Annotated in this window: 27 protein-coding genes; 16 read left to right on the top strand and 11 right to left on the bottom strand. The window is 39.6% G+C overall.

Going from position 1 to position 22,893, the window contains the following annotated elements; all coding sequences use genetic code 11:
* Positions 1 to 7 precede the first annotated feature (7 nt).
* A complete protein-coding gene (gene lysS / locus EHQ70_RS02215; RefSeq protein WP_208729499.1) occupies positions 8 to 1,492 on the top strand; it encodes a lysine--tRNA ligase in 1,485 nt (494 codons plus the stop codon).
* A 134-nt stretch (positions 1,493 to 1,626) separates the two neighbouring features.
* Here the strand turns inward: lysS and EHQ70_RS02210 are convergent, their stop codons facing one another.
* A complete protein-coding gene (locus EHQ70_RS02210) occupies positions 1,627 to 2,175 on the bottom strand; it encodes a hypothetical protein (RefSeq protein WP_135583317.1) in 549 nt (182 codons plus the stop codon).
* A gap of 57 nt (positions 2,176 to 2,232) precedes the next feature.
* On the opposite strand from EHQ70_RS02210, the gene serA reads away from it, so the two are divergent.
* Genes serA through EHQ70_RS02195 form a run of 3 tightly spaced genes read left to right on the top strand, consistent with a single transcriptional unit; the run spans position 2,233 to position 5,063 of the window.
* On the top strand, positions 2,233 to 3,456 hold the full coding sequence (gene serA, locus EHQ70_RS02205; protein ID WP_135583316.1) for a phosphoglycerate dehydrogenase: 1,224 nt from the start codon (positions 2,233 to 2,235) through the stop codon (positions 3,454 to 3,456).
* 22 nt (positions 3,457 to 3,478) lie between these two features.
* Complete coding sequence (locus EHQ70_RS02200; RefSeq protein WP_135583315.1) at positions 3,479 to 4,255, top strand: hydroxyacylglutathione hydrolase; 777 nt, start codon at positions 3,479 to 3,481, stop codon at positions 4,253 to 4,255.
* A 7-nt stretch (positions 4,256 to 4,262) separates the two neighbouring features.
* Complete coding sequence (locus EHQ70_RS02195) at positions 4,263 to 5,063, top strand: endonuclease (RefSeq protein WP_135583314.1); 801 nt, start codon at positions 4,263 to 4,265, stop codon at positions 5,061 to 5,063.
* On the opposite strand, the gene EHQ70_RS02190 is transcribed toward EHQ70_RS02195, so the two are convergent.
* Positions 5,053 to 5,955 carry a LysR family transcriptional regulator gene (locus EHQ70_RS02190; protein WP_135583313.1) on the bottom strand — a complete coding sequence of 301 codons (903 nt, stop codon included), beginning with the start codon at positions 5,953 to 5,955 and terminating at the stop codon, positions 5,053 to 5,055. The genes EHQ70_RS02195 and EHQ70_RS02190 overlap by 11 nt on opposite strands.
* Before the next feature lie 97 nt (positions 5,956 to 6,052).
* Between EHQ70_RS02190 and EHQ70_RS02185 the strand changes: the two genes are divergently transcribed.
* The 12 genes from EHQ70_RS02185 to EHQ70_RS02130 all read left to right on the top strand — a co-directional run bounded on the left by EHQ70_RS02185 (position 6,053) and on the right by EHQ70_RS02130 (position 14,205).
* Positions 6,053 to 6,478, top strand: a complete 426-nt coding sequence (locus EHQ70_RS02185) for a MauE/DoxX family redox-associated membrane protein (RefSeq protein ID WP_135583312.1) — start codon at positions 6,053 to 6,055, stop codon at positions 6,476 to 6,478.
* Positions 6,475 to 7,485, top strand: a complete 1,011-nt coding sequence (locus EHQ70_RS02180) for a zinc-binding alcohol dehydrogenase family protein (RefSeq protein ID WP_135583311.1) — start codon at positions 6,475 to 6,477, stop codon at positions 7,483 to 7,485. Before EHQ70_RS02185 ends, EHQ70_RS02180 begins: the two co-directional genes overlap by 4 nt.
* Positions 7,482 to 8,273 (top strand): SDR family NAD(P)-dependent oxidoreductase, encoded by a 792-nt coding sequence (locus tag EHQ70_RS02175; protein WP_135583310.1) that lies wholly within the window; start codon positions 7,482 to 7,484, stop codon positions 8,271 to 8,273. The genes EHQ70_RS02180 and EHQ70_RS02175 overlap by 4 nt, the downstream gene beginning before the upstream one ends.
* A gap of 92 nt (positions 8,274 to 8,365) precedes the next feature.
* The gene (locus tag EHQ70_RS02170) at positions 8,366 to 9,748 is read left to right on the top strand and encodes a dihydrolipoyl dehydrogenase (protein ID WP_135583309.1); all 1,383 of its coding nucleotides are present in this window, start codon (positions 8,366 to 8,368) and stop codon (positions 9,746 to 9,748) included.
* On the top strand, positions 9,745 to 10,776 hold the full coding sequence (gene trhO, locus EHQ70_RS02165) for an oxygen-dependent tRNA uridine(34) hydroxylase TrhO (RefSeq protein ID WP_135583308.1): 1,032 nt from the start codon (positions 9,745 to 9,747) through the stop codon (positions 10,774 to 10,776). The genes EHQ70_RS02170 and trhO overlap by 4 nt, the downstream gene beginning before the upstream one ends.
* Positions 10,777 to 11,694 carry an ABC transporter ATP-binding protein gene (locus EHQ70_RS02160; RefSeq protein WP_135583307.1) on the top strand — a complete coding sequence of 306 codons (918 nt, stop codon included), beginning with the start codon at positions 10,777 to 10,779 and terminating at the stop codon, positions 11,692 to 11,694.
* Positions 11,695 to 11,696: 2 nt separating this feature from the next.
* Complete coding sequence (locus EHQ70_RS02155; protein WP_135583306.1) at positions 11,697 to 12,467, top strand: ABC transporter permease; 771 nt, start codon at positions 11,697 to 11,699, stop codon at positions 12,465 to 12,467.
* Positions 12,451 to 12,732: a BolA family protein gene (locus tag EHQ70_RS02150; RefSeq protein ID WP_135583305.1), complete on the top strand. Its 282-nt coding sequence runs from the start codon at positions 12,451 to 12,453 to the stop codon at positions 12,730 to 12,732. The genes EHQ70_RS02155 and EHQ70_RS02150 overlap by 17 nt, the downstream gene beginning before the upstream one ends.
* 15 nt (positions 12,733 to 12,747) lie before the next feature.
* The gene (locus tag EHQ70_RS02145; protein WP_135583304.1) at positions 12,748 to 13,419 is read left to right on the top strand and encodes a glutathione S-transferase family protein; all 672 of its coding nucleotides are present in this window, start codon (positions 12,748 to 12,750) and stop codon (positions 13,417 to 13,419) included.
* 1 nt (position 13,420) lies between these two features.
* Positions 13,421 to 13,645, top strand: a complete 225-nt coding sequence (locus EHQ70_RS02140) for a BolA/IbaG family iron-sulfur metabolism protein (RefSeq protein WP_100743087.1) — start codon at positions 13,421 to 13,423, stop codon at positions 13,643 to 13,645.
* Positions 13,646 to 13,647: 2 nt separating this feature from the next.
* Complete coding sequence (grxD, locus tag EHQ70_RS02135; protein ID WP_002982746.1) at positions 13,648 to 13,956, top strand: Grx4 family monothiol glutaredoxin; 309 nt, start codon at positions 13,648 to 13,650, stop codon at positions 13,954 to 13,956.
* 6 nt (positions 13,957 to 13,962) lie between these two features.
* The gene (locus EHQ70_RS02130) at positions 13,963 to 14,205 is read left to right on the top strand and encodes a glutathione S-transferase N-terminal domain-containing protein (RefSeq protein ID WP_135583303.1); all 243 of its coding nucleotides are present in this window, start codon (positions 13,963 to 13,965) and stop codon (positions 14,203 to 14,205) included.
* 132 nt (positions 14,206 to 14,337) lie between these two features.
* On the opposite strand, the gene gshAB is transcribed toward EHQ70_RS02130, so the two are convergent.
* From gshAB to sufC, 9 genes are read right to left on the bottom strand one after another with little or no spacing between them, the layout of a single operon-like run.
* Complete coding sequence (gene gshAB / locus EHQ70_RS02125; protein ID WP_135583302.1) at positions 14,338 to 15,345, bottom strand: bifunctional glutamate--cysteine ligase GshA/glutathione synthetase GshB; 1,008 nt, start codon at positions 15,343 to 15,345, stop codon at positions 14,338 to 14,340.
* 1 nt (position 15,346) lies between these two features.
* A complete protein-coding gene (gene gshA / locus EHQ70_RS02120; RefSeq protein ID WP_135583301.1) occupies positions 15,347 to 16,939 on the bottom strand; it encodes a glutamate--cysteine ligase in 1,593 nt (530 codons plus the stop codon).
* Positions 16,940 to 16,942: 3 nt separating this feature from the next.
* A complete protein-coding gene (gene ggt, locus EHQ70_RS02115; RefSeq protein ID WP_135583300.1) occupies positions 16,943 to 18,700 on the bottom strand; it encodes a gamma-glutamyltransferase in 1,758 nt (585 codons plus the stop codon).
* Entirely contained in the window at positions 18,697 to 19,020 is a 324-nt protein-coding gene (locus tag EHQ70_RS02110) for a metal-sulfur cluster assembly factor (RefSeq protein ID WP_015679894.1), read from the bottom strand. The genes ggt and EHQ70_RS02110 overlap by 4 nt, the downstream gene beginning before the upstream one ends.
* Positions 19,017 to 19,439: an iron-sulfur cluster assembly scaffold protein gene (locus EHQ70_RS02105; protein ID WP_135583299.1), complete on the bottom strand. Its 423-nt coding sequence runs from the start codon at positions 19,437 to 19,439 to the stop codon at positions 19,017 to 19,019. Before EHQ70_RS02105 ends, EHQ70_RS02110 begins: the two co-directional genes overlap by 4 nt.
* Positions 19,423 to 20,667 carry a cysteine desulfurase gene (locus EHQ70_RS02100; RefSeq protein ID WP_135583298.1) on the bottom strand — a complete coding sequence of 415 codons (1,245 nt, stop codon included), beginning with the start codon at positions 20,665 to 20,667 and terminating at the stop codon, positions 19,423 to 19,425. Before EHQ70_RS02100 ends, EHQ70_RS02105 begins: the two co-directional genes overlap by 17 nt.
* A complete protein-coding gene (locus EHQ70_RS02095) occupies positions 20,664 to 20,978 on the bottom strand; it encodes a Rieske (2Fe-2S) protein (RefSeq protein ID WP_135583297.1) in 315 nt (104 codons plus the stop codon). Before EHQ70_RS02095 ends, EHQ70_RS02100 begins: the two co-directional genes overlap by 4 nt.
* Positions 20,978 to 22,141 carry a SufD family Fe-S cluster assembly protein gene (locus EHQ70_RS02090; RefSeq protein ID WP_135583296.1) on the bottom strand — a complete coding sequence of 388 codons (1,164 nt, stop codon included), beginning with the start codon at positions 22,139 to 22,141 and terminating at the stop codon, positions 20,978 to 20,980. Before EHQ70_RS02090 ends, EHQ70_RS02095 begins: the two co-directional genes overlap by 1 nt.
* Positions 22,138 to 22,890, bottom strand: coding sequence for a Fe-S cluster assembly ATPase SufC (gene sufC / locus EHQ70_RS02085; protein WP_135583295.1), 753 nt, complete (start codon positions 22,888 to 22,890; stop codon positions 22,138 to 22,140). Before sufC ends, EHQ70_RS02090 begins: the two co-directional genes overlap by 4 nt.
* Positions 22,891 to 22,893 lie beyond the last annotated feature (3 nt).

Below are 22,893 nucleotides of genomic sequence, written 5' to 3'. Positions count from 1 at the left end.
GGATGAAATTAAAGATTCCAACGAACTGATTGAACAACGCATTCAAAAAATTAACGATTTAAAAACGAAAGGAATCAACCCCTACCCACTTCGTTTTTTTCCCAATGCCAATTCAAAATCATTGATTGCCGGATTTGATCCAAACCAAACAGAAAAAAAATCCTTCAAACTTGGTGGTCGATTGCATGCCAAACGTGTGATGGGAAAAGCAAGTTTTGCTCACCTAAAGGATGCAGAAGGTCTGATTCAACTTTATGCCACTCGGGATGATTTAGGGGAAGAAAACTATTCTCTTTTCAAATCTTTGGATTTAGGAGATTGGATTGGAATCGAAGGATGGCTATTCCAAACACAAAAAGGGGAAACAACCCTTCACCTAACAAGTGTCCAACTTCTGGCAAAATGTATCCGCCCTCTTCCTGTTGTCAAAGAAAAAGACGGAGTTGTCTTTGATGCTTTCTCTGACGTAGAACAAAGATACCGCATGCGTTATGTGGATTTAGTTGTGAACGACAATGTAAGAGAAACATTTAAAATGCGTTCTAAAATCATTTCCGAAATTCGTAAATTTTTGACAAATGAAGGATTTTTGGAAGTAGAAACTCCCATGATGCAACCGATTGCTGGTGGTGCCGCAGCTCGCCCTTTTGTGACCCACCACAACACTCTCGATATGGAGTTATTTTTACGAATTGCACCAGAATTATATTTAAAACGGCTTATCGTTGGTGGAATGGATAGAGTGTTTGAACTCAATCGTAACTTTCGTAACGAAGGGATCTCCACAAAACACAATCCTGAATTCACAATGATGGAAGCCTATATGGCATTCGGTGATATGGAAACCATGTTGTCTCTTACAGAGAGAATGATTGTTTCTGTGGCAGAGTCCATTGGTAAAGGTTTAAAGTTTCCTTATGGAAAAGACCAAATTGATTTGTCGGCTCCATGGAAACGTGCAAAATACATTGATATCATTAAAGAATATTCTGGAATTGATTTTAGCAAAATCACAGATCTAAAAGATGCCATCGCACAGGCAAAAGCCAAAGGTGTGGATTCCTCTGATTCTGTTTCCATTTGGAAAGTATGTGATGATGTTTTTAGTTCCCTTGTCGAACCACACCTGATCCAACCTATCTTTATCACTGATTTTCCCAAAGAACTTTCACCACTGGCAAAATCTGGAGAAGACGATCCAAAATATGTGGAACGGTTTGAACCTTATGTTGCTGGACGCGAAATTGGAAACGCCTTCACTGAGTTAAACGATCCTTTCGACCAAAGAGAACGATTTGAAGAACAAGTGAAACAAAGAGAAGCTGGTGACGATGAAGCCTTTATGATGGACGATGATTATATCCGCGCACTTGAATATGGACTTCCACCAACAGGTGGTTTGGGGATTGGAATTGATCGTTTGGTGATGTTACTCACAGATTCTCACTCCATCCGTGATACCATCCTATTCCCGCTAATGCGACCTGAATGAATTTAAAATTCAAAAATACAAAACTAGTTTCCTGGTTTGTTTTAAAAAATTTTAAAGAAAAGTTCGAAACATAAAAAAAGCCTCCGAAGGATACGATCCTAAGAGGCTTTTCTTTTTTATCAAAACAGAAAACTTTACTTTTTATTGATATTGAGTTTTGGTTCTGATTCGATTGTGCGGATGAGTTTCGATAAGTTAGATTGAAAGGTAGCCGTTTTATCAGAACTTAAGTTGAAGTTGATGGTTTCTTTTCTGTTTGTATAACTGATGGCAATCGATTGACTTTCGCCAATTTTAGGAATGAGTTCTGAAGAAATAGCTGAACTGATTACGATTGTATCAGAATAATCGGTATTGGTGCGTTTGAGGTTGTACCAAGTTTCCCCTAACTTTAGGGAGACTCCAATGGGAATGTCGACGTCAAAGGTTCCAATTTCATAAAGCAGGAAATACTGCACAAGACCCGTGCCATTGTCCCTTTCTGCTTTGAAATACACACAAGGACGTTTCCCCGGGAACACCCAAAGAAATCGTTGTAAACAAAGATCTTTAGAAATAGCCGTTTGTTGCTCTAAGGTTGGTTCTGGTGTGACCACATAGGCTTTGGTTCCAGAGCAGGAAACAACAACCAGAAAACTGAGAAAAATGGAGGAAATTCGGGTGAGGGAGAAGATTCTTTCCATGGTAAGCTCAACCTTTTTCGAGGTGCAAGGTTTGGCAAAGGAAAAAATCCTGTTCCTATGGTATCTTATCCCAAAGGAAAAATAAAAGTCCTACTTCTGGAAAACGTCCACAAGGATGCTTACGAACTTTTCCACCGAGACGGTTTTGACGTGACCCTCGTCAAAGATGCGATGGAAGAAGCGGAACTCATCGAAAGAATTTCCGATGTACATGTTTTAGGCATTCGTAGCAAAACAAATGTTACAACCAAAGCTCTTCAGAATGCTAAAAAATTAATGACCATTGGTTGTTTCTGTATTGGAACCAACCAAGTAGAACTTGAGGAAGCAGAAAAACGTGCGGTCCCCGTATTCAATGCGCCTTATAGCAATACAAGATCGGTGGCAGAACTTGTCATCGCTGAGATCATTATGCTTGCGAGAAAAGCTAGCGACCAGTCGCGTGATGTACATTTAGGCAAATGGAATAAAATTGCAAAGGGTTGTTTTGAAGTTCGGGGAAAAACACTCGGAATCATAGGTTACGGACATATTGGATCTCAAGTTTCCGTTCTTGCAGAATCTATGGGAATGAAGGTTGTTTTTTACGATATCATTTCAAAACTTCCTCTTGGAAATGCATCTTCTGTCCACAGTTATGAAGAACTGCTCCAACAATCTGACTTTATTACCTTCCATGTTCCCGAAACAGATGAAACCAAAAATCTATTCCGCAAAGAACATTTGAATCTAGTCAAACCTGGATCTTATTTGTTAAACCTTTCTCGTGGAAAAGTATTAGAAATTGATGCACTTGTGGAAGGATTAAAATCCGGGAAACTCGCTGGTGCAGGTGTGGACGTATTCCCTGAGGAACCAAAATCCAATGACGATCCATTTGTTAGCCCACTCCAAGGATTACCAAACCTAATCTTAACACCACATATCGGTGGTTCTACGGAAGAGGCACAAAAAAATATTGGAACAGAAGTTGCTGAAAAACTTTTAAAATATGTGAACAATGGATCCACTACCTTCTCTGTTAATTTTCCAAACATTGAATTGGGGAATTTAAAATCGGGATACCACCGGATTTTAAACATCCACCAAAACCAACCAGGATTTTTAAGAGATATCAACTCGATCATTTCTGATTTAGGTGGGAACATTTTAACACAAAACTTAAGTACCTCATCTAATATTGGTTATTTGAGCATGGAAATTGATAAAAATTTGGGTGATGAACTAAAAGATAAAATCAAAGCCCATAAACATTCCATTCGCACTCGAATCCTGTATTAGAAACTTGGGAAGGAATATCAAAATGATTCAAATCCTTCCCATTTTTACAAACTCTCCTCTTAGAAACTTTAGTTACCTCGTTTATTCCAATAGAACAGGCGAGGCATACTGTATTGATCCCTTTGATGCAAAGATAGTTCTTGGTTATGCCAGAAAGTTAGGAGTCAAAATCAAAGGAATTTTAAATACCCATGAACATGGGGACCATACCCAAGGGAATTTAGAACTAAAAGAAGAAACAAAAGCGATCATCTACGGACATAAAGATGCCAAACATAAAATTCCAGGGATGGACCAAATTTTAGCGGAAAGTGATATTGTATTTTCTGTAGAAGAAGAATCGTTAGCTGTTTGGGACACACCTGGTCATACATTTTCTCACCTAAGTTTTGTTCATAAAAATCCAAAAACAGTTTTAGGAATTTTTTCGGGTGATACTTTATTTAACGTGGGAGTGGGAAACTGTTTTCGCGGCGGAGATCCCAATGTTTTGTACGATACAATACGATCACGATATGAAACCCTTCCTGACTCTTGTTTATTGTATCCCGGACATGATTATTGGGAAAACAATTTGAAATTTGCAGAACATATAGATCCTGAAAACAAGTTCCGCGAAGAATTTCAAACGTCCCTACAACCCTATCAAGTTTCAGAAATAGGAACAGAAAAGAAACTGAATCCATTTTTCAGAAGGCATACAAGTTCTGTCAAAAATAGACTGGAAGAATTGCAGGAAAAAGTATCCGATGATCGTTCTGTATTTTTAACCTTACGAAAGTTAAGGGACAACTGGTAATTCATTTATGTCGGAAGGAAAATTTTCAAATTCCCAGTCTTTTTGGAAGAATGCCCTACTCATAACAACTAGTATTTTGTTATTATCCTTTGTTAGTGTTTATTTATATTCTGATTCAGAAGAAAAGTTTACCGAGGGATCAATACCACAAAGAGATTTTGATTTTCAAAAAGCCAAACGTGTTTTGAAACGATTTTATAAAAAAGTAGGAACCGATTTTTACTGCGGTTGTAAGTTCTCCGAAGATTCGGAAGTCCATGGAAGACTGAAAATTGACTTTGAGTCCTGTGGTCTAAGTAGCCGAAAAGACAACCACCGCCAAACATGGATTGAATGGGAACATATAGTCCCTGCTCATAGTTTTGGTAGTACCCGCGAATGTTGGACTAAAAAAGATTGTGAATCCAATGGAAAACTGGTGCGGGGACGTAAATGTTGTCAGGTTACCGATCCAGAGTTTAACAAAATTGAGGCGGACTTACACAATATTGTCCCAGTTCCTGGTGAAATCAATGCGGATCGAGGAATCTTCTCTTATGGGGAAATCGAAGGAGAAGAAAGGATGTATGGTCTTTGCGATTTTGAAATCAATTTCAAAGAACAAACAGCAGAACCAAAACCAAACATTCGCGGAGACATTGCCCGAACCTATTTTTATATGGAATGGAAATATGGAATTGCAATTCCTGAATCGAGAAGAAAACTCTATGAGTCCTGGGACAAACTGGATCCACCCGATACATTTGAAATTAGGAAAAATGAAATCATCGAAAAGATCCAAAAAGTAAAAAACCCCTTTATTGATTGAATTTGAAACTACACTCCGATTCTAAAAAATTACGAAAGACCATCATCCTCCGAGAAGGCGTTCTATTGTTCGGATGAACCACCCAAACACGACCAAAATTTTCCAAAGGAAACGAACCGAGAATAGGAATTAGTTTTCCACTTTGCACTGCCTCCTCTATGTCCCAAAAAGATCTGATAAGAACTCCTTTTCCCTTGAGCCCCATTTGCACCAAACTTGCCGCATCGTTTGATAAAAAATTTCTTATTCGACTCACATCATTCAAACTAAGATTGGTCCCGGAAAAACGAAGAACCTTATGTAAATCCAAATACAAAAGATTATGGGTTTCTAAATCTTTTGGTGAAAGGATTGGTTTATGAGCTTTGATATACGAGGGACTAGCTACAATAGAGATTCGATTTTTAAATAACTCCGTTCCCAGTAAACCAGAAGGAACTTCCATTCCGACACGAATTCCGATATCGATGGAGTCTTCCATAAGATCGAGCAAACTATCAGTGACGATGAGTTGGATGGTAATTTTAGGATTCTGTTTTTGAAACTTATCTATGATTTCGGATACAAAATTGTTAGACATAGAACTTACGCAAGTGACTCGAAGGGTTCCCTCTAACTCATCCTTTTTAGTTATCGAGTTTTCCAAATCCTTTACGTTTTCAAGAACTGTGATTACTTTTTGGAAAATCAGATCGGCATCTCTTGTAGGAATCACTTTCCTTGTGTTCCGATAAAACAACTGGGTATTCCAAACCTTCTCTAACCCTTGGATTCTTTTGGCGACGGCTGCCTTCGTCACTCCCATCCGAGAAGCCACTTGTGTAAAACTCCGTTCTTGTACTACCAAAACAAAGGTTTTTAGATCATCGAGGTCACGAATGGAGGGAATCATTTCCCAATTGTAAACTAAAAATATACAATAAGTCAAGCAAGTAGCGCATTGAATCTTTTTTATTTACAAAAATCGACATAAGGAAAGACCAAGTTCTATGAATGCAATAGAAACGAGCGGAATCACATTAGCCAGTCTGGTATTACGAATCGCCATTGGAGCCAACCTTTTGGGACATGGCCTTGTTCGAATGGGAAACAAATATGAAGTTTTTAGAGAATGGATCAAAACTCTGTTTTCCGATACACCACTTCCATCTGTTCTCGTAAACACCATGGGGTATATCATCCCGCCCATGGAATTAATATTAGGTGTTCTCATCCTTATCGGTTGGAATACTAAATGGAGTTTGTTAATAGGAAGCCTTCTGATGTGTTCTTTAATTTTTGGAATGTGTTTGTTGGAAAAATGGGAAATTGTTGGAATCCAAATGATTTACATGGTGTGTTATTTTTTAGCACTTAGTTCTATAGACAATCAAATCCTTTCTCTTGACTCCTATTTTAAAACGAGGAATTTATGAAAGCAATCGGTTGTGTTTATGATCCCAAAGAAAAGAAATCCGTATTACGGTCGTTAGAGATTCCAATGGAACCACTGGGAGATCATGATGTTCGTGTCCAAGTGATGGCGGTCTCAGTCAATCCGGTGGACTATAAGGTTCGAAATTCGATCTCATCAGAAAATCCTGGACCTAGAATTTTAGGATGGGATGCAGCGGGTGTTGTTACAGAACTTGGTGCAAAAGTATCCACTTTGAAACTAGGAGACGAAGTTTTCTACGCGGGAGACATCAAACGACCAGGCAGTAATACAGAATTTCAAGTAGTGGACGAGTGGATCGTTGGGAAAAAACCAAAAAACTTAAATTTTAAAGAGGCGGCATCCCTCCCGTTAACAACGATTACAGCCTACGAATCCATTTTTGATAAATTAAAGTTAGAGCCTCTAACAAAAAAGAATATTCTCATTGTTGCTGGTGCGGGTGGAGTGGGAAGTATCGCGATCCAAATCTTAAAACAAATGACAAAGGCCAAGGTCATCGCCACAGCTTCCAGGGAAGAATCGATTGCTTGGGTGAAATCACTCGGTGCGGATTTAGTTGTGAATCCAAAGAAAGATTATCTGGAACAAATCCAATCCTTGGGACAAAATGGTGTAAACGAAGTCCTTCTCTTTAGTGATCCGATAGATCATTTTGAAAATTTGGCTAAGGTGCTCCTTCCCTTTGGAAATATTTGTTCCATTGTAGAATCGGCTTCTCCTCTCAATATGAATCTTCTTAAATCCAAAAGTAACGGGTATTTGAATGAGTTTATGTTTACAAGGTCTATGTTCCAAACAGAAGATCGTATCAGACAAAAACAATTGTTAGAAGAAATTGCAGGACTTGTGGAAAAAGGAAAAATCATTCCTACCAACCAAGTGGACTTGGGTGAGATGACGGAAGAGAGTCTAAACAAAGCACACGAACTTTTACAAACAGGAAAAACAATTGGTAAAATTGTACTCGGAGGAATGAGAAAATGAATACAGGTTTAAAAGATAAAAAAGTATTAGTGACAGGATCTACAAAAGGGATTGGATTTCAAACCGCCCTCAGTTTTGCAAAAGAAGGAGCAGAAGTTTTCCTTCATGGTCGGTCGGATAGTGCGGTGGAGGCAGCCAAGGCCGAAATTAAATCCATCTTACCCAGTGCAAAGTTAGGTGGTGTTTCGGCAGATTTGGCAACAGAAGAAGGAATCCAAAAGCTAACCAAACAAATTCCGGATCTTGATGTCTTAATCAACAATGCAGGATACTTCGAACCAAAACCTTTTTTCGAAATTTCGAGAGAGGATTGGAAAAAAATGTATGAGACCAACGTCTTAAGTGGCGCGGAACTCACACAAAACTATTTGAAAGGAATGTTAAAAAGAAACTACGGCCGAATTGTTTTTGTTTCAAGTGAATCAGCACTCAACATTCCGGTAGAGATGGTCCATTACGGGATGAGTAAAACCGCACAACTTTCCATCTCTAGGGGAAGTGCTGAAGTTTGTAAGGGAACAAATGTTACAGTCAATTCTGTTCTACCAGGTCCCACACTTTCCGAAGGGGTAGAAGAATTCATTGATGCCCTAGCCAAGGAAAAGGGAAAATCGAAAGAAGAAATGGCAAATGATTTCATTCGTGAAAATAGACCCTCGTCCCTCGCGGGAAGATTTGCAAAACCGGAAGAGATCGCAAACGTAATTGTTTTTCTGGCCAGTGACCTTGCTTCCATGATCAACGGAGCCTCCGTCAGAGCTGATGGTGGGGTTTATAAATCGATTTAAAATGGACGGGAGGCGGCAGTTCTTTCTAAATTTAGGAAAAGAGATTTTGCTTCATTTACAGAAAACTGCCGAATTTCGATGCTGGAACCTGTATGAAAGAATATGACATCATTGTCATTGGTGCTGGTGCGGGAACCAAACTTGTCACCCCACCCTCCAAAATTGGCAAACGAGTGGCTGTGTTTGAAAAGGAAACTCCTGGTGGGACTTGTCTCAACCGAGGTTGTATCCCGTCGAAAATGGTGATTTACCCTTCGGAACTCATTCGTCTCTCAGAGGGAACGGAAAAGTTTCCTGTATTTTTCAAAGAAAAACCCGTAGCCGATGTGACTCAAATATTCCGACGAGTGAACGAAACGGTAAAACAAGATTCCGATTCCATTCCTGTGGCCTACGACAAAAATCCAAATATTGATTATTATCCAAAACAAGTTCGGTTCATAGACAAACGGATTCTATCCGATGGCGAAGAAACTTATACCGCCAAACATATATTCATTGTTACAGGGACAAGACCCAATATCCCAGAAATTCCCGGATTAAAGGAAACTCCCTTTTGGACATCGAGAGAAGCTCTATCACCGGACAAGTTTCCGAAATCACTGATCATCATCGGTGCTGGATTTATATCTTTGGAACTCGGAGCTGCTTATCAGGCTTACGGTTGCCAAGTGACAGGACTTACAAGAACAGATGTTTTGCGGTCAGCCGATGGCGAGATCAAAAACGAATTAAACAAACATTTACCCTTTCCAATTGAATCTCATTACCAAATTGAAAAAGTAGAATTCAAAGATGGATTCTTTACCGTAACAGGAAAAACAGCAGAGGGAAAATCTACCCTCCATTCCGCAGAACGACTGCTAGTAGCAACAGGAATCCGACCGAACACCGATGACTTAGGATTAGAACATACAAAGATCCAAACTAACGCGAGTGGGTATATCCAAGTGAGTGATACCTTAGAAACCACAGAATCTGGAATTTATGCCTTTGGTGATGTGATTGGTCGTTATTTTTTCAGGCATAGTGCCAACTTTGAAGGGGAGTATCTCTTTGACCATCTGTATGGAACAAAAACCAATCTTCCCATCAATTACCCACCGATGCCTGAAGCTGTCTTCACTCACCCACAAATTGCCAGTGTGGGTTTTACAGAAGAAGAACTCATCCAAAAACAAATTCCTTATTACAAAGGAGTAAACCCCTATTCTTCCAGTGCCACGGGAATGGCGAGAATGTCCGATTCTGGATTTGTGAAGGTTCTTGTTTCCAAGGAAACAGAACAAGTGATAGGTGCCCATATCATTGGGGAGGAAGCAGCAAACCTCATCCACCAAATCCTTCTTGGTATGCATCTAAAGGCAAAGTTGGATGATTATTTAGGAATGATCTACATCCATCCCGCCATTTCTGAAATTACAAGAAATGCATTCCGTAAAGTAAAAGAAGAAAAACTAAAAGGGACAAAATGAAAAAGTTTTTATTCAATCGTTACGATAAAGAAACCTTAAAAAAACGCGTGGAAAGTGACACAAGGGAACGCCGAGTCATTTCCTTCTACCGATATGTAAAAATCGAAGACCCTCTTCAATTTCGAGATCACCTTTATGATGCCTTCGAGGATTTAGGAATTTTGGGGAGAATTTATTTAGCAAAAGAAGGAATCAATGCCCAATTTTCGATTCCCACTGAAAACTATCATCTTCTCCGGACGGCAGTGGATTCGATACCCGAACTAAACAAAATTTATTTTAACGATGCAGTAGAAGACAAAAAGGAAAGTTTTATCAAACTGGCCATCAAAGTTCGAAAGAAAATTGTCGCAGATGGTTTGGATGATTCCCAGTTTGATCCTTCCGATGTGGGAACCCACCTAACACCATTAGAGTTTCATGAAGCGTTACAAGAACCTGGAGTCATCGTTGTGGATCTTCGGAACAACTATGAATCCGAAGTGGGGCATTTTGAAAATGCAATTCTACCTGACGTAGGAACATTTAGAGAAGAACTACCCCTTGTCGAAGATCTTTTAAAAGAGGATAAGGACAAAAAAATCCTACTCTACTGCACCGGTGGAATACGCTGCGAAAAAGCAAGTGCTTACTTAAAGTATAAAGGTTATTCGAAGGTGCACCAATTACAAGGTGGAATCATCAATTATGCCAAAGCTGTCCAAGATGCAGGGGTCCCTTCAAAGTTCAAAGGTAAAAATTTTGTTTTTGATGACAGATTAGGAGAAAGGGTAACGGACGATATCCTGACCGTTTGTTATGTTTGTGGGAAACCAAGTGACCGCCATACAAACTGTGCGAACCTTGGTTGCCATGTCCTTCTCATACAATGTGAGGATTGTTCCAAAGAACTTCTAGGTTGTTGTTCTGAAGAGTGTAAAAACATCATCTTACTTCCCGAAGAAACACAAAAAAACCTAAGAAAAGAAAACATCAAAAACAAAAAATACCCAACACACCACCTAACAAGAAAACTAGTAGGAAAATAAATGCAAAAATATGCAATAGAACTCGAAGGTTTAGAAAAAACCTATCCGAACGGAGTCAAAGCCCTTCGTTCCATCGACTTAAAAGTGGAAGCTGGAGATTTTTTTGCCTTACTTGGACCCAATGGAGCCGGAAAATCCACAAGTATTGGAATTTTAAGTTCTCTCATAGGCAAATCAGGAGGGAAAGTCAAAATCTTCGGAACCGACATTGACACTCAACCTGACCTTGCCAAAACCTTTCTCGGAATTGTTCCCCAAGAATTTAACTTTGGAATCTTTGAGGCAGTAGAGCAGATTCTCATCAACCAAGCTGGTTTTTACGGAATCCCTTACAAAGAAGCCAAAGAAAAAGTAGAATACTATCTAGAAAAACTTTCACTCATCGACAAACGGAAGTCAGCCGCTGGCCAACTCAGCGGGGGAATGAAACGAAGGCTTATGATCGCGCGTGCCCTTGTCCACGATCCAAAACTTCTAATTTTGGATGAACCTACAGCAGGTGTAGACATAGAAATCCGTAGATCCATGTGGGATTTTTTAAAGGAACTGAACCAAGCAGGTAAAACCATCATTCTCACAACTCATTACCTAGAAGAGGCTGAATCTCTTTGTAAAAACATCGCAATCATTGACAAAGGGGAAATTGTCGAAAATACATCGATGAAAAAACTCCTCCACCGTTTGGACAAAGAAACCTTTATCATCGATTTGAAAAAATCCATCAAATCCAAACCTATGTCAAAAAAATTTAACTGGGAATGGTTAGACGATCATAGTTTAGAAGTGCAATTGGACAAAAAAGAATCGGTAAACCAGCTATTTACGGAACTGACAAAACTAAAATTAGAAGTTTTAAGTCTTAGAAACAAATCCAATCGTTTGGAAGAACTATTCTTATCATTAACAGGAAAAAACTAATTATGTGGAAACAAAACTTCACAGCCTTACATACCATTGTGAGAAGAGAATGGATTCGAATCATTCGGATTTGGGTGCAAACTCTCATCCCACCAGTCATTACAATGGCCTTATATTTTTTAATCTTTGGAGAACTCGTCGGACGCCAAATTGGAAAAATTGGAGAGTTTACTTATATTGAATTCATTGTGCCGGGACTCATTATGATGAGTGTCATCACCAATTCCTATAACAATGTGGTATCTTCATTTTTCTCAAGTAAGTTCCAAAGAAACATTGAAGAGTTACTCGTATCCCCTACATCACCTTATACAATCGTCATTGGTTATACGTTTGGTGGAGTGGTTCGAGGTATCTTTGTGGGAATTTTAGTCACTCTCACTTCCCTGTTTTTTACAAACCTTAGATTCCATAATCCTTTTGTGATCGTCATTACCATTCTTATGACTTCAATTTTGTTTTCTCTTGGTGGGTTTGCCAACGCCCTTTTTGCAAAAAAGTTTGATGATGTGACCATCATTCCCACTTTTATACTCACCCCTCTCACTTACCTTGGTGGTGTGTTTTATTCGATAAAGAACTTACCTGAATTTTGGCAAACCGTTTCTTATTGTAATCCAATCCTATATATGGTGAACTTATTTCGGTATGGGTTTATTGGTGTTACCGATGTAAATTTATACTTTTCTTTTGGATTCATCACTCTACTTTCAGGACTTCTTTTTTGGATCAATGTGAGGTTAATGAAAATTGGTTATGGCATCAGAAACTAAAGAATCAAGACTCAGCAGGATGGAAAAAATCCTCAAGGAAAAATTCCAACCAAGTTCCCTTTCCCTTCGGGATGTTTCCCTCGAACATGCGGGTCATCCAGGAATGACCAAGGATTCGAAAGAAACCCATTTCCGTCTGCAAATGGTGTCCTCGTTATTTTCCGGAAAATCCACTGTCGAAAACCACCGATTGGTCTACGCGACACTTGGAGAAGAATTTAAGAAAGGACTCCATGCTTTGGAAATGGATCTTTCTGCCCCATAACCCAGTCTAATGAATATGACCAAACCAGTTCTCATCAGCTTTAAACTTTGCCCTTTTGTCCAACGTTCCGTCATCAACCTTCTGGAAAAGAAAGTGGATTACGATATCAAATACATTGACCTCGCAAACAAACCCGATTGGTTTTTAAAGATATCTCCTTTTGGAAAAGTTCCCGTCTTACAAGTAGGAGACGATGTGATTTTCGAATCCGCAGTCATCAATGAATACCTAGACGAAACAAGTGCACCTGCCCTTCATCCCAAGGACCCCATTAAGAAAGCAAAACATCGCTCCTGGACAGAATTTGCAAGTGCCCTTCTCGTGGACCAATACGGTTGGACCATGGCCAAAGAAAAATCGGACTCCGATAAAAAACGTGAAGAGCTCCTTTCCAAATTCAAAATTCTAGAAGCCGGTCTACCTGCGTTGGAAGGCAAAACACTGTATTTTGCCGGAGAGAAAATGCACTTAGTGGACACTGCTTTTGCCCCATTTTTTATGAGGTTACAGTTTTTGGCAGATCACAAACCAGAACTTTACTTACTAAAAGATTTTCCTAAAATTACGAAATGGAGTGAAACTCTACTTTCACTGCCATCGGTAAAGAATTCTGTTTTACCAGAAGTGCCTAAAGAATATCTTGAATTTATCAAAGCCCACCATTCGTGGATGGGAGGAATACTATAGGATGACAATCCCAGAAATCCAAAAGAAAATTGAAGATGGCCTACCCGGCTCTAAAGTTGAAATTCTTGATCCCTATCGGGACGGAGTCCATATCAAGGCTGTGGTTACCTTTTCTGGTTTTTCCGGCAAAGGTCTCATTGAACAACACCGTATGGTGTATGCCACTTTGAAAGATGAATTAAAAGAAGAAATCCATGCATTGGCATTGGAAACTAGGAGCGAATAACCATGGAACAAGAGTTAAAGGATAAAATTGAATCCTTAATCAAATCAGAAAACGTGTTTCTATTTATGAAAGGAACACCGGAAATGCCACAATGTGGATTTTCTGCAGGAGTTGTCACAACTCTCAAACAACTCGGAATCCCTTTTGGATCATTTAATGTTCTTTCTGATATGAAAATCAGAGAAGGAATCAAAGAATTCACAAACTGGCCTACCATTCCACAACTCTATATCAAGGGTGAATTTGTGGGTGGTCATGACATCACCATACAAATGGCTCAGTCCGGTGAACTGACAAAAAAAGCAGGATAATTTCGAATGATTCGCCTCTACCAATATGATACTTGCCCCTACTGCCAAAGAGTGATTCGCGCTGCGGAATCCCTTGGGCTTGTCGTGGGAAAAGACATAGAATACGTAGAGGCTTTTCAAGGAACTCCTGGTCGAGCCGAAGTAGTCAGGCTAGGAGGGCAATCCCAAGTCCCATTCCTTGTGGATGGCAATGTCCAGATGTATGAATCTGCTGACATCATCGCATACTTAAGGTCTAAATATTCTTAAAATATCTTAATTAAATATTTCAGTTCGAAAGAATCTGCTTACATTTCTGACGAAGTCCTTCTTTACACAGATCTTACAACAAATATAGTCTAATATTCCTAAAATCAAACCATTGATAAAAGGATCTATCGATCACTGGAAGCCCAGTAAATCTAAAATCTTATTCCCAACAAACCTTGGTTTGCCGGAGTACGGAAACTCATGGATATAAAGCACTGGATTGAAATTGATTTCTAGAATGGCGTAGGTTTTTACATTCGGTTTTGATTCAATCTGAGAAGAGATGATATCGATCCCACAAATCACAGCCCCAGCCGCTTTGGCCGCGGAAACAGCAATGGTTTTAAAATCCGGATGCACATTGTCCGTAACATCTAATGAATCCCCGCCGGTAGAAATGTTGGAGTTCTTTCTTATGAAAACCTGTTTCCCTAAATCAGGAACCGATTCAAAATTAAGACCTTGGTCTTTTAGAATTTGTAATTCCACTTCCGACATTTGAATTTTTTCCAATGCGGTTTTATGGCCTTCTCCCCGTCTCGGGTCTTCATTCTTTTTTAAAATCAAATCCCGAATTGAACTTTTTCCATCCCCTGTTACGTTTGCTGGCACTCGGTTACAAACGGCGATCACTTCATCCCCAAGAACTAAAAATCGATACTCAGGCCCTTCGATGAATTCTTCAATGATGATGGAGTTAGAAAGTCCAAGAGCAATGTTGACAAAAGATGTAAACTTATCTAAACTATCTCCCGGTTCGGAGATTCCTATTCCCAGTCCAAAGTTGGTTGTCACAGGCTTTATCACTTTCTTTTTATCTAAAAAGAAAGTATAGTCGGCAAGGGCTGTTTCTAAGTTCGAATAATTTCTACCAACTGGAACACGAATCCCATTTTCCTCTAACACGAGTTTAGAGGCGATTTTATTCTCCATAACGAGGTAAGTCATCAAACTATCGAGTCTTGTTTTACTTGCCTCTTTGACAAATTCGGAATGATTTCCTTGTATGAGCCGAAGGAAATTTTCCTTTCGGTCTACCATCTCAATTGTAATCCCACGAGTTAGGGCATCTCGAATGATGATTTGTGTGGAAATTTCTAAATCTTCAAAGCCAGAAGGTAATGGTTTTGTATCCGTCACTTCAAACCCCGCTACAAAGTTTTAAGGGTTTGATTTGAATGGGTTTTTGATTTTTCTTTAAATGGCTGCCTTCTAAGTTTTCTATCTTTTGTTGTTCGTAAATGGACTGAACACTTAAGTCTTCATAATATTTTACCAAGTTCGGTGGAAGTGGGTAATTCAGAAGTTCTTCTTTATGCAATTTAGCAAGGGTTAGCCCAAACTCTCTAAAATTCGATTTATGAATTTCTAAATCAAGTTCAGACATAGTAGAACCAAGTTGGCTAGGATCATTCCATTTTTCCCAAAGACTTTCCCAGGCTTTGCTATAAGGGCCATTTGCATCATTTTCATCCAAAAGATCCGCAATGGGTTGGATTTCGACAAAAAGTTGGTATGTCAAATCCCGAAGGCTCATCTCTTCTCCGAGAAATTTAATTTTAGTTTCTTCTTTTCTACCGAACCAAGTGGTGACTTCTTGGTTTTTTCTCCAATCGGCCATTTCCACCAAATCAGCTTTAGGTGATTCATTCAACATACAATAAAGAAGAACCATATGTAAAAAATAGAGTCTATTTTCTTCAACACCAATAGCAGAAAATGGATCCAAATCAAGAAGTCTAATTTCTAAATACTCCACACCACGTTCCACAAGAGCATCCACAACGCGTTCATCACCTTTTGGAACCTGTTTTGGTCGAACAAGAGAATAGTATTCGTTTTCCAATTGTAAAATATGGTCATTCAATTGGTTAGTAGCTTTTCCATTGAACGCTTTGTAAGGAGTGTAGGATTTGGAAACCACCTGACACATATCAGAAGCATACTCTTCTAACGAATTTACGGAGATCGGATATTTTCCTTGTACTTTACTTGTATAACCAATACTAGAAAGACGAAGGGTTGTAGCAAAATCCGATTTTAGAGTTTTGGAATCTCTCTTTTTGATTTGTTTGGACTCTTCCGTAAAAGTAACGTCCGTTAAACTAGATGATCCAAATAAATACAATAAGGCTGGGGAAATTCTATAAAAGTTACGAATGGTATCAAAATAAATTTGTGACTTCGTCGCAGGGGTTAAAGGTTTTTTAAAACGTTTTTCAGAGACGACAGACAACATACAAGTGTCGAAGGAAACATTGTAATGCACTCCCGAAATGGTTTGCATCTTTTTTCCATACCTATGGCCCAGTCCATTTCGATAGATGGTTTTTTTTCGACCTTCTATTGACGTTCCATAGTTTCCTACTTCAATTTTGTTCTCTGCTGGCAAAACCGGCGGCATACTAAAAGGCCAAAGGTATTCAGAACCCAAGCGGCTTGCCGTAAAGGCATGTAACTCAGTCAGCTCTCGTAAAGCATCAGGAATGGATTTATGCACATTCGTGGCATATTCAATTTGTGCTTCGGCAAAATCTGTTTTAATCAAAGGGTGGGTCAGACTTGCTCCAAGTGATTTGGGATGAGGAGTGGACGCAAGCTGCGACTTTCCATCCACCCTGGCACTTTCTCTTTCTAACCCATGTTTGGCGCTTAGTAAACAAGCTCTGTATTCTTCTGATAATAATGCACGTGTTGAATTTTTTTTAGTCGATGTTAATAACTTTGATTTCATGGTTTAAAAACCTAAAGGGACTCCTTCCCCTTTGGGATCTGACACGCCTATAAGACGGTCACCCTCTCTCACAACGGCAAATACTTTCGCACGATGCCTAATATATTGGACTTGATAAAATGGTAATTCCGATTGCGGAAAGGAGTCTTTTATTTCTGGATCTAAAAAAATCCGATCGGGTTGGAATTGGTGGTGGATCCTAGGATAAGCTACACTTTCGTAGAGGCTTTCTTTCTGAATCAAATACCGGTAAAGAGTATTAAAAATAGAGGTTGGGATTTGGGAACCACCGGGGGCCCCAATCACCATTTTGGTTTTGCCTGCACCGTCCAGAAGGATGGTCGGGCTCATACTAGAAAGTGGAGTTTTCCCAGGTTCTATGGCATTGGCCTTGGAACCCACAAGTCCATAGAGATTCGGAACACCTGGTGCTACAGCAAAGTCGTCCATGGTATTGTTTAGAACAAGGCCAGTTCCCGGAACCATCTGGCCTGCTCCAAAAATTCCGTTCACCGATTGGGTTGTGGAGACTGCATTTCCATCCTTATCCATAATGGAAATATGGGTGGTATTGTATGATTCTTGTTTTTTGGTTTCGTCTTTCGGAACGGGCCAACTTCCTGAAACTACTTTTCTCTCAATTTCATTTGTTTCTTCTTTAGTATAATCTGCCGAAATCAATTTAGATACAGGAACATTCGTAAACTCAGGATCTCCCCCAAACTCCGCGCGGTCCCTGTAAGAAACTCGCATAGCTTCTGTAATGCGAACAATCTCTCCAACGTCTCCTTTTGGAAATGTATTTCGTTTTTGCATTTCCGAATACAAATTCATCATAGTGATTAAATGAACTCCAGAACTAGGAGGTGGCATGGTGAGAATGGTATGTCCCCAAACGGAACTAACCAAAGGATCGCTGACCTTTACTTTATAGTTTTTAAAATCCTCTTCCGTGATGAAGTTTTCATATTCCGAATAATACTTTGAAACAAGTTGAACAGTTTCCCCATCCAAAAACTCTTTCTCTGCATTTTCAACGATTCTCTCCAAAGTTTTAGCAAAATCTTCTTGGATGAGAAGTTCCCCTTCCCGAATCGCTCGGTTATCAATTCCAAATGCCTTTTTCATGGTTGGATTCATCTGGGTCCAAGTTTTTGTGACGGCATTTGCTAAATCACCATACACAGAGTATCCATTTCTCGCATAACGCAGTGCTGGCGCTACTATCACACTGAGGGGTAGTTTTCCATGTTGTTTTTGGATTTGCAAAATCCCTTGCACGGTTCCAGGAACTCCAGCGCTAAAGGCACCCTTTAATGTTTTCTCTGGAATGACGGAACCATCGGAGTTTTTATAAACAGAAGCAATACCTTTTTTAGGAGAACGTTCCCGAAAGTCATAAGCCCATTTCCCTTTGGAAGGAAGATGAACTACAGCAAATCCACCTCCGAATAAACCGGTCGACTGAGGACGAAGCACGGAAATGGCAAAACTGGAAGCAGTAAAAACATCCACCACATTCCCACCTTGTTTCCAAACTTCCATTCCGGCTTGCGAAGCTAAGGGATGGTCAGAAGAAATGATAATCTCTTTCCCTGAAAATTCATACCGACTTCGTTTGTCGGCCGAACCTTCGATTTGTGGGAGGTTTACAAATATTTCCCCTTTCCCGCGAAAGGAATCTTGTAAAAATGGGATCGTCTCACAACCGTTAAATATCAGAAGGAGAAATAAAAACCGAGTTTTCAAAAGAAACTTCAATCGAAGATCCCCATTTGCATTTTGGCTTCTTCGCTCGCCATGGCACGAGGTTCCCATTTCGGATTCCAAACGACATGAACAACGGCTTCACTAATTCCGTCCACACGAAGTGCGTGATTTTCAATGTCCTGTTTCATTTGCGGACCTGCAGGGCAAGCAAGTGAAGTGTAGGTCATGGTAATGTCTGCCTTTTCCCCTTCCACTTTGATATCATAAATCAAACCAAGTTCGATGAGTGAAATTCCAATTTCGGGATCCTCCACCATACGTACACTATGGAACACTTCCCATTCCTTTTCTGTTTCAGGATCACGAATCATAAAATTTCCTCACTTAATTTTACTAAGGTCTGCCAAGGCAAAAGACCACAACGATAACGACCGGGATGATTGCGAAGGATTCTAAAAAAGGATAACTCTTCTTCGTCCTGAATCAAACAAGAATCCTGCTCTTCCAGAATATTTTTTCTATCTGTTAAGTAAGACTGAAATTTGGTTCGATCTAGATTGGTTTTATTTTTAAAAAGAAATCCCGCTGCAGCAGAACAAATGGAGCAGGACTCACCACCAAGCCCCAAAAGCTGAATGGAATGGTTTTCATCCAAACGATAATAAATTAAAATTTCATCACCGCAAAGTGGATTTAATCCTTTCGCTGTCCGATGTTTCTCGGACGGTTTTTCCCATAATCCGTAAGATTTCCATTTTAGGAAATCTTCAAAGTTACTTTCTTGCGACACGACCGAATATTGATTTTACTTTGTCGATCGAATGCACCAGAGCATCGATATCTTCTTTTGTATTGTATAAATAAAAAGAAGCACGGCAAGTTCCAGGGATGGACAATTGTTTCATGAGTGGTTGGCAACAGTGGTGGCCCACACGAATGGCAACACCCTCTTCATCTAAAATGGATCCAACATCATGAGGATGGATTCCCTCCATCGTGAAGGATACAACCCCCCCTCTTTTGTCTAAATCTTCCGTTCCATAAATATGAAGACCACCAATTCGATTGAGTCGTTCCAAAGCATACTCGGTTAACATCCGTTCGTGTTCTTTGATGTTCTTCATTCCTACTTTTTGAAGATAATCCAATGCATGACTAAAACCAATGACTCCGGCAATATTGGGAGTTCCAGCTTCTAATTTAGCAGGGAGGGCAGCATAAGTAGAAGCTTCTAGTTCAACGGATTCAATCATATCCCCACCACCAAGCCAAGGTGGCATAGCTTCCAAAATTTCTTCTTTGCCAAATAGAACGCCCACTCCCGTTGGCCCAAGCATTTTATGGCCTGAAAACGCATAAAAGTCCACGTCCATATCCACCAAATGGATAGGCATATGGCAAGCAGCCTGTGCTCCATCAACTAAAATCTTTGCACCCACTTGCCTTACGCGATTGATAATCCTTGTTAGGTCATGAATTGTTCCCGTGACATTGGACATTTGACTTATGGCTACAAGTTTTGTCCTTTTGGTGATGATTTCGTTTAGGTTGGATAAATCGTAAGTAGTGTCTTTCTGAATGGGAATGAATTTTAAAAATGCTTTTTTCTCTAAAGCCAACATTTGCCAAGGCACTAAATTGGAATGATGTTCCTGAACTGATAAAACAATCTCATCCCCCTCACTGATATTGGTTCGACCCCAAGTTTGTGCCACTAGGTTGATGGCATCGGTCGTCCCCCGAGTGAATATAATTGCCTTAGCACATTGTGCCTGGAAAAAATGAGAGGTTTTGATCCTTGTGCGTTCAAATAGTTCGGTTGCATGTTGGGATAAATAATAAACCCCTCTATGGATATTGGCATTATCATTCGAATAATACTCGTTAGTGGCATCAATCACAGATTTTGGTTTTTGTGAGGAAGCTCCATTGTCTAAATACACAAGAGGTTTGCCGTTTGGCAAAGTGCGCGACAAAATAGGAAAATCCTTTCTGATTTGGTAAGGATCTAAACTCATACCGCCTCCAAATCCACTTCCAAATCAGCACCATTCACACGGACGGGAAAAATCACGAGTGGTTCCGTGGCAGGAAGGGCTAAAACATCCCCCGTACGAACATCAAATTTTGCAAAATGTCTCGGGCAAGTGATCACACAACCTTCTAATTTTCCACAAGATATCTCTTCCCCATCGTGAGTACAGGAATCTTCAAAGGCAAAGTATTCACCTTCGACCTTTGTCACAACCACATTGAAATGGCGAGTTTTCACAACGACCAAACTGCCTTCTCCCACTTCCGAAACAGAGATTAATTTTTTAAAGGCCATCATTTGCCTCCCACGAGAATCTCTCTGATCCCCGATTCCAAAGACAACTTCACTTCTTCAGAGAATCCAATAGAATGAATGGTTTCACCGTAGAATGCAGTGACGAGTAAGGACTTAGATTCTTCTGGAGTGAGACCCCGTGATAAAAGATAAAAATACTGCTCTTCATCAATATCCCCCACAGTGGCACCGTGAGTACAAGATACGTCTTCCGCCAAAACTTCTAGTTTAGGATTGGCTTCGGCTCTCGCTTTTTTATTCAGGGATAAGTTAAACGATTCTTGGTGGGCGGTCACCTTTTTTAAGTTTGGTGGGATATTCAAATTTCCAGTAAATATATGATGGGATTTATCGGTCACAATGGCTTTATAACTAATTTTACTTGTGGTATGGTCTGCATGATGGTACATTTCCATATCCAAATCTTTTAAATTTCTACCACCAAGAGCAGAAACTCCATCCACAGAAACTTCGGCACCTTTCCCTAGTAAATGTGCATGTAAAAATAATTTAGAACGAAATCCACCCAGAGGATAATAATGGTATTTTACTTGAGAATCGCTGCGGCCAAGAATACAAACATTTCGAAACCTATACAAATCTAGATCGCTGGATTCACGATCCAAAATTTCTAAAAAGGAAGAATCTTCTGCAATATAAAAATCAAGGGCAGAAGTCATATGTAAGTCTTCACCATCATGATGATTTTGTAATTGGATTTGTGTTTTGGTTGTTTTCCCTTTTGTGAGATAAAAAATTCGAACAGAATGTTTTGGTCGATCACCATCTTCTTCGAAATGAAATTCCGACTCACCTTCTTCCAAAAGGAAAATTTCATATTTAGGGGCAGCAATCAAACTAAGGTAAGCAAAATAATCTTTCGGTGTATATTTTAGAATATCATCTAGGATAGAGTTTATAGTTTCTTCAGATAATGATTGTTCAGCGGTATCTTCTTCTGATTCAGAGGAACCTGTGTTGATTTCCTTTGGATCAAATTGTAATTCTTTCCAATCAACAGAACCAATTGGGAATTTTCTCCATGCCTCGTCTGAATCTTTTGGAATTTCTAACTGGTTCCAAACTTCAAATAGGGAATTACGAAAACTTGTGTTTCGTTCTTTTGTCAGAACCAATCGATTTTTTGTGAGTGAGGAATTCATTTGACCCCTTCTCTCTCCAAAATCCAATCATAACCAACTTCCTCTAATTTTAAAGAAAGGTCTTTACCACCAGTTTCCAAAATCCTTCCATCGGCAAACACGTGTACAAAATCAGGAACAATATAATTAAGCATCCTTTGGTAGTGAGTGATGAGTAAAATCGAACGTTCTGGGTTTCTATTGGAGTTGATTCCTTCCGAAACAATTCGCAGGGCATCAATATCCAAACCAGAATCGGTTTCATCCAAAATGGACAAAATTGGTTTTAATAAACTCATCTGTAAAATTTCAGCACGTTTTTTTTCACCACCAGAAAATCCATCATTCACATAACGACCGATAAATGATTGTGGGACTTCTAAAAGATCCATGGATTGTTTTAGTTCCTGTTTGAATTCTTTGACAGGAATATCTTTTCCACGATGTGCTTTGAGAATTGATTTTAGAAAATTTCCAATGGTAACCCCAGGAAGCGAAGTTGGGTATTGGAAAGATAAAAAGAGTCCAAGCCTTGCCCTTTCATCCGTAGTTTTATTTAAAATGGATTCTCCCTTGAAGAGGATATCTCCAGAAGTGATCGTATATTTCGGGTGACCAAGAATGACATTGGAAAGGGTACTCTTTCCTGACCCATTGGGTCCCATAATGGCATGAACTTCTCCGGGCCCGATTGTGAGATTGACTCCCCGGAGGATCGTTTTGTCCCCTACATTGGCATGTAGAGATTTAATTTCGAGAATAGCGGACAAGGT

It is taken from the genome of Leptospira congkakensis, from assembly GCF_004770265.1.
GTDB lineage: Bacteria > Spirochaetota > Leptospiria > Leptospirales > Leptospiraceae > Leptospira_A > Leptospira_A congkakensis.
The sequence above is the reverse complement of the archived record's forward strand: the minus strand, read 5'-3'. Positions and strand labels throughout refer to the sequence as shown.

Excerpts from the sequence above, each read along its gene's own strand:
- EHQ70_RS02210 (WP_135583317.1), bottom strand. The coding sequence starts at position 2,175 with ATGGAAAGAATCTTCTCCCTCACCCGAATTTCCTCCATTTTTCTCAGT.
- serA (WP_135583316.1), top strand. The coding sequence starts at position 2,233 with ATGGTATCTTATCCCAAAGGAAAAATAAAAGTCCTACTTCTGGAAAAC.
- EHQ70_RS02200 (WP_135583315.1), top strand. The coding sequence starts at position 3,479 with ATGATTCAAATCCTTCCCATTTTTACAAACTCTCCTCTTAGAAACTTT.
- EHQ70_RS02195 (WP_135583314.1), top strand. The coding sequence starts at position 4,263 with ATGTCGGAAGGAAAATTTTCAAATTCCCAGTCTTTTTGGAAGAATGCC.
- EHQ70_RS02190 (WP_135583313.1), bottom strand. The coding sequence starts at position 5,955 with ATGATTCCCTCCATTCGTGACCTCGATGATCTAAAAACCTTTGTTTTG.
- EHQ70_RS02185 (WP_135583312.1), top strand. The coding sequence starts at position 6,053 with ATGAATGCAATAGAAACGAGCGGAATCACATTAGCCAGTCTGGTATTA.
- EHQ70_RS02180 (WP_135583311.1), top strand. The coding sequence starts at position 6,475 with ATGAAAGCAATCGGTTGTGTTTATGATCCCAAAGAAAAGAAATCCGTA.
- EHQ70_RS02175 (WP_135583310.1), top strand. The coding sequence starts at position 7,482 with ATGAATACAGGTTTAAAAGATAAAAAAGTATTAGTGACAGGATCTACA.
- EHQ70_RS02170 (WP_135583309.1), top strand. The coding sequence starts at position 8,366 with ATGAAAGAATATGACATCATTGTCATTGGTGCTGGTGCGGGAACCAAA.
- trhO (WP_135583308.1), top strand. The coding sequence starts at position 9,745 with ATGAAAAAGTTTTTATTCAATCGTTACGATAAAGAAACCTTAAAAAAA.
- EHQ70_RS02160 (WP_135583307.1), top strand. The coding sequence starts at position 10,777 with ATGCAAAAATATGCAATAGAACTCGAAGGTTTAGAAAAAACCTATCCG.
- EHQ70_RS02155 (WP_135583306.1), top strand. The coding sequence starts at position 11,697 with ATGTGGAAACAAAACTTCACAGCCTTACATACCATTGTGAGAAGAGAA.
- EHQ70_RS02150 (WP_135583305.1), top strand. The coding sequence starts at position 12,451 with ATGGCATCAGAAACTAAAGAATCAAGACTCAGCAGGATGGAAAAAATC.
- EHQ70_RS02145 (WP_135583304.1), top strand. The coding sequence starts at position 12,748 with ATGACCAAACCAGTTCTCATCAGCTTTAAACTTTGCCCTTTTGTCCAA.
- EHQ70_RS02140 (WP_100743087.1), top strand. The coding sequence starts at position 13,421 with ATGACAATCCCAGAAATCCAAAAGAAAATTGAAGATGGCCTACCCGGC.
- grxD (WP_002982746.1), top strand. The coding sequence starts at position 13,648 with ATGGAACAAGAGTTAAAGGATAAAATTGAATCCTTAATCAAATCAGAA.
- EHQ70_RS02130 (WP_135583303.1), top strand. The coding sequence starts at position 13,963 with ATGATTCGCCTCTACCAATATGATACTTGCCCCTACTGCCAAAGAGTG.
- gshA (WP_135583301.1), bottom strand. The coding sequence starts at position 16,939 with ATGAAATCAAAGTTATTAACATCGACTAAAAAAAATTCAACACGTGCA.
- EHQ70_RS02110 (WP_015679894.1), bottom strand. The coding sequence starts at position 19,020 with ATGATTCGTGATCCTGAAACAGAAAAGGAATGGGAAGTGTTCCATAGT.
- EHQ70_RS02100 (WP_135583298.1), bottom strand. The coding sequence starts at position 20,667 with ATGAGTTTAGATCCTTACCAAATCAGAAAGGATTTTCCTATTTTGTCG.
- EHQ70_RS02095 (WP_135583297.1), bottom strand. The coding sequence starts at position 20,978 with ATGGCCTTTAAAAAATTAATCTCTGTTTCGGAAGTGGGAGAAGGCAGT.
- EHQ70_RS02090 (WP_135583296.1), bottom strand. The coding sequence starts at position 22,141 with ATGAATTCCTCACTCACAAAAAATCGATTGGTTCTGACAAAAGAACGA.